This window comes from Bacteroides sp. D20 (assembly GCF_003436255.1).
Taxonomy (GTDB): Bacteria; Bacteroidota; Bacteroidia; order Bacteroidales; family Bacteroidaceae; genus Bacteroides; species Bacteroides uniformis.
On record NZ_QSOO01000003.1, the window covers coordinates 104653 to 119100 of the forward strand.

5 protein-coding genes are annotated in these 14448 nt (G+C 46.9%); all 5 read left to right on the top strand.

Annotation, left to right across the window (positions count from 1 at the left end; translation table 11 throughout):
- The first annotated feature begins 248 nt into the window (after positions 1–248).
- Positions 249–3410 (top strand): TonB-dependent receptor, encoded by a 3162-nt coding sequence (locus DXD78_RS03965; RefSeq protein WP_005826161.1) that lies wholly within the window; start codon positions 249–251, stop codon positions 3408–3410.
- A 19-nt stretch (positions 3411–3429) separates the two neighbouring features.
- Positions 3430–4920, top strand: a complete 1491-nt coding sequence (locus DXD78_RS03970; protein ID WP_117652547.1) for a RagB/SusD family nutrient uptake outer membrane protein — start codon at positions 3430–3432, stop codon at positions 4918–4920.
- 331 nt (positions 4921–5251) lie between these two features.
- Positions 5252–7069, top strand: a complete 1818-nt coding sequence (locus DXD78_RS03975; RefSeq protein WP_009037461.1) for a glycoside hydrolase family 2 protein — start codon at positions 5252–5254, stop codon at positions 7067–7069.
- A 105-nt stretch (positions 7070–7174) separates the two neighbouring features.
- The gene (locus tag DXD78_RS03980; protein ID WP_009037460.1) at positions 7175–11128 is read left to right on the top strand and encodes a hybrid sensor histidine kinase/response regulator transcription factor; all 3954 of its coding nucleotides are present in this window, start codon (positions 7175–7177) and stop codon (positions 11126–11128) included.
- A gap of 299 nt (positions 11129–11427) precedes the next feature.
- Positions 11428–14439 (top strand): TonB-dependent receptor, encoded by a 3012-nt coding sequence (locus DXD78_RS03985; protein WP_009037459.1) that lies wholly within the window; start codon positions 11428–11430, stop codon positions 14437–14439.
- The last annotated feature ends 9 nt before the right edge of the window (positions 14440–14448 follow it).

Genomic DNA, 14448 nt, shown 5'->3' on the forward strand with positions numbered 1-14448 from the left:
TGCCGGGACGTGTCATATCTTAAAATCCGGATATATCTTCTTTGGCATTGCTTATATTTCCGTATCCAGCATCATACTTATTGCTTGGAATGCTTAGGTTGTAGACATATTGCTTGTGTTTGGCTTAAAATACAATCAAAATGAAGCTTTTTGAATACTATTGCTTTTCTTTTTGAAAAAGATACATACCTTTGCAGCGTTTGGATATTAAAAAGTGTTTTGATTGACTAATTTTAAGGAAGAGAAGCATGAGAAAGAAATTCTTCTTGTTAATCATTGTCTGCCTGGTTATGGGGGCGGGAGTGATGGCTCAGACGTCTACGGTCTCGGGAACAGTATTTGCCGAGGACAACAATGAGCCGATTATTGGGGCATCGGTATTGGTGAAGGGTACAACGCTGGGGGCCGTGACCGATATCGAAGGTAAATTTACAATCTTGAATGTGCCGGGCACGGCAAAGACAGTGATTGTCTCTTTTGTAGGTATGCAGAAAGTAGAAGCTGCCATAAAGCCTGCTATGAAGGTGGTGCTGAAATCGGATTCGGAACTGCTGGATGAAGTGATGGTGGTGGCTTACGGCACGGCCAAAAAGAGCAGCTATGCAGGTTCGGCTTCTTTAGTGAAAGCGGATGCGCTGAAAGACATTCCGACGACCAGCTTTGAAAACGCGTTGAACGGTAAAGTGGCGGGCTTGCAACTGACGAATAATTCCGGCCAGGCGGGTTCCGCACCGGCCATCCGCATCCGTGGCATAGGTTCTATGAATGCCGGGAATGAACCGTTGTATGTAGTGGACGGTGTTCCGGTCTCTTCGGGCAATACGGGGCAGATGAGCGGTGAGCTCTATTCTACCAACAACATCATGAATACGTTGAACCCGGAAGACATCGAATCTATTTCTGTATTGAAAGATGCGGCGGCCAGCTCGCTTTATGGGTCGCGTGCGGCAAACGGCGTCATTCTGATTACTACCAAAAAAGGACAGATTGGCAAGCCGGTGGTGACGCTGAAAGCCGAAGTGGGCTTCACGCCCTGCTGGGCAACGGACAACTATGAAACGGCCAGCGTACAGGAGAATGTGAATATGCTCTACACCGTATTTCACGATGCCCGTACAAGCGGTAAGGGCGAAACGGACGAAAAGGCGGCAGCCTATGCCATAGGCCAGTTGAACAGCCGTTTCAACAAACATGGCTACCAATTTACCACAAATGGTACGGGAGCTTACGAGAACGTCAATATCCTTGAGTACGACAACTCCGGGCGTGGAGGCAAATACTACGATTGGGACAAGGCATATTTCCGTACCGCCATTTATCAGACCTACGATATGTCCGTCAGCGGTGCTACGCAGAATACCAACTATTACACTTCCCTTTCCTATACCCAGGACGAAGGACGTTTGAAGATGAACAGCTTCGACCGTGTTTCCGGTCGCCTGAACCTCACCCAGAAGGTGGGGAAATTCCTTGAACTGACCACCAATGCCAGCCTGGCGCGTACCAAGAAAAGCGGTTATAATGATACACGCAACACGGGCAGCAATTACTTCATGCAGACCCGTAACTTGCTGTGGGGACTCTACTGGCCCACTGATTACAAGACCGGCGAGCTCTGGACCGAACGTTACGGTAGCTACGCCTACAATGGGCTTTATTATGACAAAGAGTGGGAGAACGGTTCTACCAGTACCAAAATCATGGCTGCGGAGACGCTCACCCTGCATCTGATGCCGGGCCTGGACCTTCGTTCTATCTACTCTTACGACAATACTACTGTAAAAGACCATATCTATTACAGTGCCAATCACTATAAAGGCTCGGCAGACAATGGGAATGTCAACGAATACCGTACTACATACGAGAAGATGGTTACCTCCACTACCGCCAATTATACCGGCACCTTCGACAAACACACAGTTGGCACCATGGTGGGTTTCGAAGCGGAGAAGAACAAGACAGACTATGTGCGTGCCACAGGAAGCAATCTTGCGGTCAGCACCATTCATACAGTTTCTACTGCCGGAACGCAGACTTCTGCCGGATATTCCTGGGGAAACTCGATGGTGTCCGTGCTCTCCAAGTTGGATTATAATTACGATGAACGCTACTTCATTTCCGGTTCTTACCGCCGCGACGGTTCTTCCCGGCTCAGCAAGCAGGAACGTTGGGGAAACTTCTGGTCAGTGGCAGGAGCGTGGAACATCATGCGCGAGGGTTTTATGAGCAAATATTCTTTCCTGAGCAACCTGCGTATACGTGCCTCTTATGGTATTAACGGTACGCTGCCTTCGGACAATTACGGCTATATGAGCTTGATGAGCTATACCAGTAAGTACATGGGTAACCCGGGCGGTACAATCACTACCGTCACCAATGACAAGCTGTCTTGGGAGACGAGCTACAACACGAATGTGGGTATCGACTTCGGCTTCTTCGGCCAGCGTCTGCGCGGTACGGTGGAATACTTCAACCGTGATTCGAAGAACCTGCTCCAGGATGTTCCCATTTCGATGGTTACGGGATTTTCCTCTACGTTGCGGAACGTAGGATGCATCAATAACCATGGGGTAGAGGTGGAGTTGAGTGGTGACATCATTGATAGTAAAGGATGGTTATGGAGTGCCGGTGTCAACGCAACCTTCCTCCGTTCTGAGGTGAAAGAGTTGTATGGCGGTGCGGACATTATCTGGTACGACCCCACCAGTAGCGACAGCCGTGCGCAATATGTATACCGGGAAGGTCAGTCCACGCTGGCTTTCTATGGATACGAATGGGCAGGTGTGGACAAGACCAACGGCAAGAACGTCTACTATGTAAATGACCCCAAGAATGGCAAGGCCGGAGATTTTGAGTATAACGGGCGCGGAGCTACTTATGACTATAACAATGCCAACTACACCATCATCGGTAATGCCGTTCCCAAAGTGTATGGGGGCATCAATACCTCGGTCTCCTACAAAGGCATAGCCCTTTCGTTGGGCTTTACCTATAAGATAGGAGGAGACTTGTACGATGGAGCCTACATGGATGTGGCCGACGACGGTTATTATTGGGAGCGTATCCGTGCTAAAAGCTACTACAACAACCTTTGGACGCCAGACCATACGAACGGTACAGAGCCCCGTATCGAAGGTGTAGACCTCGATGACCCGCAACAATACAGCAGCCGCCACTTGTTCAATGCCAGTTATCTGCGCTTGAAGAATCTCTCATTGGCCTATACGCTACCCAAAGCCATGACCCGCAAGGCTTTCATCGAGAATGCCCGCCTTTTTTTCACTGCCAGCAACCTTTGGACAATAGCCAAATACAAGGAGGCAGACCCCGAAGTGAGTGAATACGGCACACGTGGTTGGGAAACCCCTATCGGAAAAACGTTTGTCGTTGGCGTTGAATTGAAATTTTAATGAACTGGAGGAACTAACAATGAAAAAGATATATCATTTATTGGCACTTGTGATACTTGGTGCCTTTACATTCACTTCGTGTGACGATTTTCTGGATATGCAGCCCACCAACTCCGGAAATGCAGAAGGTGCTGTCGGTACGGTAGCCGATGCGCAGGTGGTTATCAACGGTGTGATGAGTGCGATGACCTCATCGTCCTATTACGGCAGAAACCTTTTTATGTACGGTGATGCCAAGGGCGGTGACCTCACGATTTTTGCTGCCGGACGCGGACTGGATGCATTCTATACGTTCAACCACACTTCCAACAGCAATATTTATTCCGGTTTCTGGAGCCGTGGATATTACTGCATTCTGCAGGTCAACACCTTGTTGAGCAACATTGAGAAGCTGGAAGAATCGGGCAGTATGGAAGACTTTTCCGAAGCCAAAGGGCAGGCGTTGACTCTGAGGGCGCTGTTCTATTTCGATTTGGTCCGTCTCTACGGGCTTCCTTACAATTACAACAAGACCTCTTATGGAGTTCCCAATGTAACCGAGCCGCTTACGGTGAACGCCCAGCCCACCCGTGCTACTGTGGAGGAGAACTATCGCCAGATTCTGCAGGACTTGTCGGACGGGGCGGCCCTGCTTGCCAAGAAGAAGACAAAGCAGAGCGGATATGCGGACTATTACACCAACATAGCCCTGCAAGCGCGTGTGAAACTCTATATGGAAGATTATGACGGTGCTTTGAACGCTGCCCGGGAGATTATAGAAAGCGGTGTGTACAAACTGTATGAGCCTGCCGATTGGACGGCTTCCTGGAGCAAGCAGTTTGGTTCCGAGTCCATCTTTGAGCTGGGCATCACCACTGAGGAATCAGACCTGGGAACTTCTTCTTTGGGCTTTTACCTGATGCGCTACGGACAGTTGAAGAATGCCATGGGCTGGTATCTTGCCAGCGATTATTTCCTGAACCGTCTGGGTGAAGACGAGACGGATGTGCGTTGGGGAATCATGGACAACGATGAATACTGGGTGGACAATGAGATTGAACGCAAGGGAGCCTGCTACAAGTATATGGGCAGTACCACCCTGGCAGGTGACGGCAAGGCAACCAATACAGCCGTCAATATCAAGATAATCCGTCTTTCCGAGATATATCTGATTGCCGCCGAAGCAGCCTTGCACTCCACGAAGCAGGAAGCAGGCGCAGATGCCGCCGCCGGTTACCTGAATGAAATCCGCAGGCGTTCTCCCGGACTGGCACCGGCCACTGCCGCTACCATTACCGATGATATGATTCTGGACGAGCGCAGCAAGGAGCTTTTTGGTGAAGGACAACGCTTCTTCGACATGATGCGTATGGGCAGAACCATCGAATTCAACGACGATTTTCAAGATATTCCGGTGAGTCACCGTGGAAAAACAATCGACCGTACTTTCGAGAAGATTGTGCTTCCTATTTCGCAGGATGAGATAAATGCCAATCCGGCATTGGAGAACCAGCAGAATCCGGGATATTAGTCGTTCCCTGCTGTCTATTGTTTGCTACTCCTTGTATATCAGGGAGGTATTTTGCCAACAAGTTGTCACTGCCTTGGCAAACTTTTGCCACGCCTATGGCAAAGTTTTGCCAACGCGGTGGCAAAGTCTTGCCAATGGGAAGGCAAAACCTTGTCATAGGCGTGGCAAGAAAAGCGGAAAAAGGTGCCTTTGATGAATTTCTTTGATAAAATGAGATGGTAATACCTTGATATTCCACAAAAATACTATTTATTGGTTCGAAATTTCTATTCTTTTTTTCTGAATCGGCTTATCTTTGCTTTCGTAGAAACCAATAAAAAGTTATAATACTATGAGAAGATTTTTCCTCATATCGTCATTCTTGACGTTGTTTGCAATCGGAAGTTCGGCGCAATGGAAGCCGGCAGGTGATAAAATCAAAACGGACTGGGCATCCCAGATTAATCCCGCGAATGTGTTGCCCGAATATCCTCGTCCCATCATGGAACGGAGTGACTGGAAGAACTTGAACGGACTGTGGAATTATGCCGTTATAAATAAAGGTGAGCATCTTCCGGCAGAGTTCGAAGGGCAGATACTTGTTCCTTTTGCCATCGAATCCTCCTTGTCCGGAGTTGGAAAAAGAATCAATGAAAACCAGGAACTGGTCTACCAGCGCAGTTTTGATATTCCTTCCGCCTGGAAGGGAAAACAAGTGCTGTTGCACTTTGGTGCTGTCGACTGGAAAACGGATGTATGGGTGAATGATGTGAAAGTAGGCAGCCATACGGGTGGATTTACTCCGTTCTCCTTCGATATTACTGCCGCCCTTTCTGGCAAAGGCAATAATCAGTTGGTCGTAAAGGTTTGGGACCCGACGGATAAAGGACCTCAACCCCGTGGAAAGCAGGTCAGCAATCCGGAAGGTATCTGGTACACTCCCGTAAGCGGTATCTGGCAGACGGTATGGATGGAGCCGGTTGCCGGAAAACATATCGAGAATCTCCGTATCACTCCCGATATTGACCGTAATCTGTTGACAGTGAAGGCTGAATTGAATAGTGCATGTCCTTCCGACTTTGTGGAAGTGAATGTGTATGACGGCAATCAACTGGTAGCCACCGGCAAAAGTATCAATGCAGAGCCGGTGGAGGTGTCCATGCCCCGGAATGCCAAGTTGTGGAGTCCGGATTCCCCCTTCCTCTATACGCTGAAAGTGACTCTGAAAAGTGGAGGCAAGGTAGTGGATAAGGTGGACAGCTATGCTGCCATGCGTAAGTACTCCACCCGTCGTGACGCGGATGGCATCGTACGCCTGGAACTAAATAACGAGGCTTTGTTCCAGTTTGGACCGCTGGACCAGGGTTGGTGGCCCGACGGACTGTATACAGCTCCCACAGACGAGGCTTTGCTGTATGATGTACAGAAGACGAAAGATTTCGGTTTCAATATGATTCGTAAGCATATCAAGGTGGAACCGGCACGTTGGTACACACATTGTGACCGTTTGGGTATCATCGTATGGCAGGATATGCCGAGCGGTGACCGTAATCCGGAATGGCAGAACCGCCGCTATTTCAACGGAACAGAACTGAAACGCTCCGCCGAATCCGAAGCCTATTATCACAAGGAATGGAAGGAAATAATGGATTGCCTCTACTCTTATCCGTGTATCGGTACATGGGTACCGTTCAACGAAGCCTGGGGGCAGTTCAAGACGGTAGAGGTGGCCGAATGGACGAAACAATATGACCCGACCCGTCTGGTGAATCCGGCAAGTGGCGGTAACCATTATACTTGCGGTGACATGCTCGACCTCCACAACTATCCCCAACCGGAAATGTATTTGTATGATGCACAGCGCGCTACGGTTTTGGGTGAGTATGGCGGCATTGGTCTTGTCTTGAAAGATCATCTTTGGGAACCGAACCGCAACTGGGGATATGTTCAGTTCAACTCTTCCAAAGAAGTGACTGATGAGTACGTGAAATATGCCGATATGCTGTATCAGATGATAAAAAGAGGTTTCTCGGCAGCCGTCTATACACAGACCACGGATGTGGAGGTGGAAGTGAACGGTCTGATGACTTACGACCGCAAGGTGATAAAGCTGGATGAGAAACGCGTGAAAGAGATAAATACACGTATCTGCAATTCACTTAAGAAATAGGGGCATTTACAATTTACCATTTACAAAGTACAATTTGGCTGCGCTGTCATCTGCATAGTTAAATTGTACTTTGTAAATGGTAAATTGTACATTAAAAATGTTGTTATGAAACGATTGATTATAAAGCTTTTCCTTAGTCTGTGCCTATGGGCGGTATTGCCGGTCTGTGCGCAGGATGCTGTTCATTACTATTTCAGAACGATGGATATCCGGAACGGTCTTTCGCAGAACACCGTGTATCAGATTTTGCAGGATAGGAAAGGCTTTATGTGGTTCGGAACCAAGGACGGTCTGAACCGTTATGACGGATTGTCTTTCCGTATTTACAAGAAAGAGAACTCCGGTTTAGGCAAGAATTTCATAACTGCGCTCTACGAGGACTGCCGGGGAAATATCTGGATTGGTACCGATGGGGGAGTCTTTATTTATGACCCGGTACTGGATTCCTTTACCGCTTTCGATGAGGCCAGTGATAACGGCAGTATCATCAGGGATTTCGTCACCATGATTGGAAGTGACGAGGACGATAATATCTGGATATCGGTAGAAAACCAGGGGTTGTTCTGCTATAAACCGGATGAAGGGAGGTTGCTGAACCATCTGCACGATTCGGGACTGCCCAATGTAACCCGCTTTTGGCTGAATGGGAATACGTGTTGGCTGGCCTTGTATGCGGATAATCTTTACTATACGAAAGCTGACTTTGAAACTCCTCTGCAGCCTTTCAAGGATGCGGAAGGAAATGAGATTTTCAAGAATGATATTATCAACTGGCAGGTCAGCGGACCCCATAATTGTGTGTATATCGCTTCGTTGAACGGGCTGACCGAGATAAACCAGACTACAGGCAAGACGCGGAAACTGCTGAACACCTATGTGAGGGCTTTGCAGTTCAAATCTGACAATGAGCTGTGGGTGGGCGCAGAGTCCGGCTTGTATATTTACAATCTGACGAATGACAAGATTACCCATTTGACCGTTCCCGACCAGGATGATTCGTATGCATTGTCGGACAATGCCATTTATTCGCTCTGCTGCGACAAGGAGAACGGCATGTGGATAGGGTCTTATTTCGGTGGAGTGAACTATTGCCCTTATCAGTGGACTTATTTCGAGAAGTTCTATCCGAGAGACAATCTCAGGCATTTCGGCCGTCGTGTACGGGAAATCTGTGAAAGTAATGATGGCACCTTGTGGATAGGTACCGAAGACAAAGGCTTGTTCAATTACAATCCGGAAAACGGAAAGATAGAGCCTTTTGAGCATCCGGCCATTTATCAGAATGTCCACGGTCTTTGCCTGGACGGGGATGATTTGTGGGTAGGTACGTTCTCCGGTGGTCTGAATCGGGTGAATCTTCGGACCAGACAGGTGAAACATTATGCCAAGGGTGAGAGTGAGAATTCCATGGTCGCCAATGACGCCTTTACCATTTGCAGGACCACTACGGGAGACGTGTGGATAGGCACCACGTCCGGTCTGTTGAAGTACAATCGCTCCACAGATGACTTTACCCGGATTCCTCAGCTGAAGAATATGTTTACTTATAACATTCTGGAGGACTTCAACGGAAATCTGTGGTTTGCTACTTTTTCCAATGGAGTGTTCTGCTACAATGTAAGAAGCCAGCAGTGGAGGAATTATCTGTCTAATGAGAATGATTCGACCTCTCTTCCCTACAATAAGGTAATCAGTATCTACGAAGACAGCAGGAAGCGTCTGTGGTTCATGACGCTGGGTGAGGGCTTCTGCCGCTACAATCCGGAAACGGACAATTTTACCCGTTATGACATGTCGAAAGGATTTCCGAGCAACACTATCTACAAGATGGTCGAGGATAAGCGGGGTAACTTATGGATTACTTCCAATTATGGTCTGGTCTGCTTCAATCCCGATACGGAGAGCAAACATGTCTATACCACGGCAAACGGGCTGCTGAGCAACCAATTTAATTTCCAGTCCGGTTACATTGACAAGAAGGGACGCATCTATTTGGGAAGTATCAACGGATTCATAGCCTTTGACCCGGAAACTTTTGTGGAGAACACTTTTCTCCCTCCCGTAGTGATTACAGATTTTTATCTGTTCAACAAACGGCTTTCGGTGGATAGTCCGGATTCTCCTTTGGAGAAGAGCATCACCTATGCGGATGAGATAGAGCTGGATGCCGACCAGAATTCTTTCTCTTTTCAGGTTGCAGCCCTGAGTTACCAGGCACCCGAAATGAATGGTCTTGAATGTAAGCTGGAAGGCTTTGACCGCGACTGGTATACGGTAGGGCGGAATTCCATCATCAACTATTCAAACCTTCCTTATGGAAGCTATACATTGCGTATAAAAGGTTCCAACAGCGATGGCAAGTGGAACGCGACGGAACGTGTGCTCGACATCCATATTCATCCTCCTTTCTATCTCTCCACCTGGGCGTATGCTGTTTATACGGTATTGGCGTTATGCTCACTGGCTGCTGTAATTATCTATTTCAGAAAACGGACCCGGCAGAAGCATCAGCAGGCTATGGACAAGTTTGAGCGGGAAAAGGAACGGGAGTTGTATACTGCGAAGATAGACTTCTTCACGAATGTGGCGCATGAGATACGTACACCGCTTACATTGATAAAGAGTCCGCTCGAGAATGTATTGGCTTCCCGTTCTGTTTCGGATGACATCAGGGATGATTTGGAGACCATGGAACTGAACACTAACCGGCTGCTTGATTTGGTGAACCAGTTGCTGGACTTCCGGAAGACGGAGACGCAAGGCTTCCAATTGAATTTTGTGGAATGTGACGTGTCTGAGCTCTTACAAAAGACGTATAAGCGTTTCAAGCCTTTGGCACGTGAAAGGGGGCTGGCATTGAGTATAGAGACTCCCGAAAGCTTGTATGCTTCGGTTGATAGGGAAGGGCTTACCAAGATTATCAGCAATCTGCTGACCAATGCGATAAAGTATTCGGAGACCTATATATGCATCAGGCTATATTCGGAAGGTGAAAGACTGCTGCTTTCCGTATGCAATGACGGTCTTGTCATTCCGGTAGAGATGCGCGAGGAGATTTTCAAGCCGTTCATCCAGTATAAAACCGGTGCCTTGCGCTCTGTGCCCGGCACCGGTATCGGGCTTGCACTTGCCCGTTCATTGGCCGAACTCCATGAGGGTACGTTGTGCATGGAAGATTCGATGGAGAACAACTGTTTCCTGCTGTCACTTCCGCTGAAGCACGAGCAGACGGTGGCTATGGAGCATAAAGAACCGGTAACGGGCGGGGAATCCTCTGAGGAAAGTGGTGCAGGTACTGCCTTGGAACAGCACCGGTATACTCTTTTGGTGGTGGAAGACAGTCTGGAAATGCAGGCATTTGTTGTGAAACAGCTCTCTTCGGAATATCGTGTGCTGACTGCCGTGAATGGGGTGGAAGCTTTGAAGGTGTTGAAGGAACATACTGTAAATCTTGTCATTTCAGACATTATGATGCCCGAGATGGATGGATTGGAGCTGTGCGAGCATCTGAAGTCCGAGCTTGACTATAGCCATATACCGATTATCCTGCTTACGGCGAAGACGACCCTTCAAGCCAAAATAGAGGGAATGAAGCTGGGGGCTGACGTATATATAGAGAAACCTTTCTCCGTGGAATATCTGAAAGTTTGTGTGGCCAATCTGCTGAACAACCGTGAGAAGCTACGGGCTTCTTTTGTCAATTCTCCTTTTGTGCAGACGGGCAGTATGGCAATGACAAAGGCAGATGAATCTTTCCTTAAAACATTGAAGGAAGTGGTGGTTGCCAATATGCAGAATCCGGATTTCTGTCTGGATGATATGGCAAGCCTGCTGAACATGAGCCGGTCGAGCCTGAACCGGAAGATAAAGGGCATATTGGATATGACTCCCAATGACTACATCCGCCTGGAGCGGTTGAAGAAAGCGGCGCAGCTTTTAAAGGAAGGAGAGTGTAAAATCAATGAGGTTTGCTATATGACCGGCTTCAATACTCCTTCCTATTTCACCAAGTGCTTCCAAAAACAATTCGGTATTCTGCCCAAAGACTTCGTGAAATGATAGCATGGAATGCTTGCTAAATATAACAATCCAATCAAATGCCCCTGAGATGTCTCTCAGGGGCATTTTTTGGATTTATAATTGCATAGATTGAAGCGATATTTGCATTAATTTTAGCTTTATGCGGATATATTTGCATCCGAAAGCCAACAATTTATAATACTATGACCCCTATGCCTATGACGTAACAAATCCTAATCAATGTTCTATGATTGGCAGAAGTGACTAATCACTTTCTGCGGTGTATTTAAAAGCGGACGTTAGTTTCCGCATAGTTTTAAAATCTAATTCTATCAAAAATGATCAAGAAAATCTTATTCTTATTCTTTGTTGTGTTTGCAGCTACCGCTTATTCACAAGATGTGACCATAACGGGAACGGTGACGGATGCAAATAGTGAGCCTTTGGTGGGCGTGAATGTATTGGTGAAGGGTACTACTACGGGTGCCATTACCGATATTGACGGTAATTTCTCAGTGAGTGGAAAGAAAGGAAGTACACTCGTTTTCTCTTATATCGGTATGCTTACGCAGGAAGTTGTCTATAAGGGAACTGCCTTGCGCGTGGTGATGAAAGATGATTCGAAAGCACTGGAAGAAGTGGTTGTCATCGGTTATCAGACTGTGAAGAAGTCCGACTTGACTGGAGCGGTTGCCGTTGTTGATACCAAGGAAATGAAGAAAAGCGCTGCAGGAACACTGGTCAGCCAGATGCAGGGTTTGGCAACCGGTATTAACGTACGCAGTAGCGGTAGGGCAGGCGAAGATGCCTCTATTGAAATTCGTGGTGTCGGTTCCTTGAGCAATAACTCTCCGCTGTGGGTTATTGACGGTATGATTACAGACCCGGGTGTTGATTTCAATCCTGCGGATGCAGAGTCCATCCAGATTCTGAAGGATGCTTCTGCTGCTGCCATCTACGGTTCGCGTGCTGCCAATGGTGTGATTATCGTTACTACCAAGAAAGGTACGAAAGGCCCCATGAAAGTGAATGTAAGCGTAAAGGAAACATTGGAATGGAGTCCGAAGTTTGACTTGATGAATGCGGCAGAATATATCAAGTATAATGATATTGCCTACAATGAAGCCATCAAAGACGGTATTGCCACTGTAAACAGCACTCAGAAACACTCACAGTATGATACCAACTGGCAGGATGAAGTGTTGAAGACTGCATTGGTTCAGGACTACAACGTATCGCTTTCTGGTGGTGGTGATTCCGGTAGTTATTTTGTATCAGCCGGTTACTATAACAATGACGGCGTTTCTTATGGAAATACTTTCGACCGTTATAGCTTCCGTGTCAATACACAAGGTAAAAAGGGCTGGTTCTCTTTTGGTGAAAACTTGGCTTATTCACTCACAAACACAGACCCGAACCAGACAAATACCTACAATGACTTTTTGCGTATGATGCCTACTATTCCTATCTATGATGAGAATAATCCGGGTGGATATGGCTATGGTGATGCAGCCAAGTATAATACGTTCGGTGTAAACCCGATTGCCCGTGAAGATTTGGAATACCGTCATTTCCGTCAGAATCGTTTGAATGGTTCTTTATGGTTGGAATTCAAGCCTTTCGAATTCCTTTCTTATAAATTCAATGGTGGTATTGACCTTTACTTTTATGAGAATTCATGGTTCCGTGGAGAAGGTAACTGGACTCAGAACCAGGAACACCGTGACCCGGAAAGCCAGAAGGCACGTGACAATACTTACAATATGCTGGTTGAACATACTTTGAACTTTAATAAGGATTTTGGCAAGCATCATGTGGATGCTGTAGTCGGTACTACTTACCAGCACCATGAGTGGGAAGGTTTGTGGGCTTCCCGTCTGAACTTCCCGATGTTGGGTAACGGTGATTACCTGACCGTATTGAATGCCGGACAGAGCAACCAGCAGAATACAAACAGCATCAGTGAAAATGCGATGATTTCTTATTTGGGACGTGCGAACTACATTTATGATGATAAATACTATTTGACTGCCACCTTCCGTCGTGACGGAACTTCCCGTCTGGCTAAGGAAAATCGTTGGGGTAATTTCCCATCATTCTCCGGTGCCTGGAGAATTTCAAAAGAGGAATTCTTTGATGTACCTTGGATTAATGATTTGAAGATTAGAGGTAACTGGGGCCGTCTTGGTAACTCTTCCATTGGCGATTGGGATTATATTGGAACTATCAACCAGAGTATTGTAACTGTATTCGGAGGTGCTATTGTTCCGGGTTCCACTCAGGTGAAACTTGTGAATGCAGGTCTTGTTTGGGAAACAAAAGAAACAGTGAATGTAGGCTTTGATGCCAGTTTCCTTAACCAGCGCTTGACTGTCAGCGCAGAGTATTACAACTCAAAGACCAGTGATGTATTGGCAGAGACTCCGATTGCCATTTCTACCGGTAACCAAGGAGGTTCTCCATGGAAAAATGCTGCCAGCTTGCGCAACAAGGGCTTCGAGTTTACACTTGGTTGGAAAGATCAGATTTCGGACTTTAGGTATAGCGCTTTGCTGAATGTGACTACTATGGATAACGAAGTATTGAGCTTGGGTCGTGATGGTACTAATAGAGATTATATTGATTCTGGTCAGGCAAGAACTAAACCGGGCAGATCTTTGGCTGAATTTTATTTGAGAAAAACAGACGGTATCTTCAAGACACAAGAGCAGATTGATAATTATGTGACATCTACGGGTACCCCCATTATGATTGAGGGAAAGCGTCCTCAATTGGGAGATGTCAAGTATCTCGATTTGAATGATGATGGAGAGATTACTGATGCCGACCGTGATTATTGCGGTAGTCCCTGGGCCAAGATGCAAATGTCATTGGTATTCAATGCAGAGTGGAAGAACTTCGATTTCAGTATGATGTGGAATGGTCAGTTCGGCAATAAGATATACAACGTATCCCGCTGGCAAGGACGTCTGTTTGCAGACAACTCCAACTATATCCGCTTTGAAAAGGGTGAAGAACCTTACCAGGTAAATCCTAACTCCAATACCCCGCGTATCATTTACGGTGATTTCCGTAACTCCCGTGATGCCGACCGTTTCTTGGAGAATGGCTCTTATTTCCGCATGAAGAATATTTCTATCGGTTATAACTTCAAGCAGAAGTGGCTGACCAACCTGGGTGTTGAGAAACTCCGTCTGTTTGCTACCGGTAGCAATTTGATTACTATCACCGGATATTCCGGCTTGGATCCTGACTTCAAGGGCGCGAATTCCGTTTGGAACAGTGGTACGGACAGTTTTGCATATCCTAATACCCGTTCGGTAATGTTTGGATTGGATTTGACCTTTTAACTTATAAAT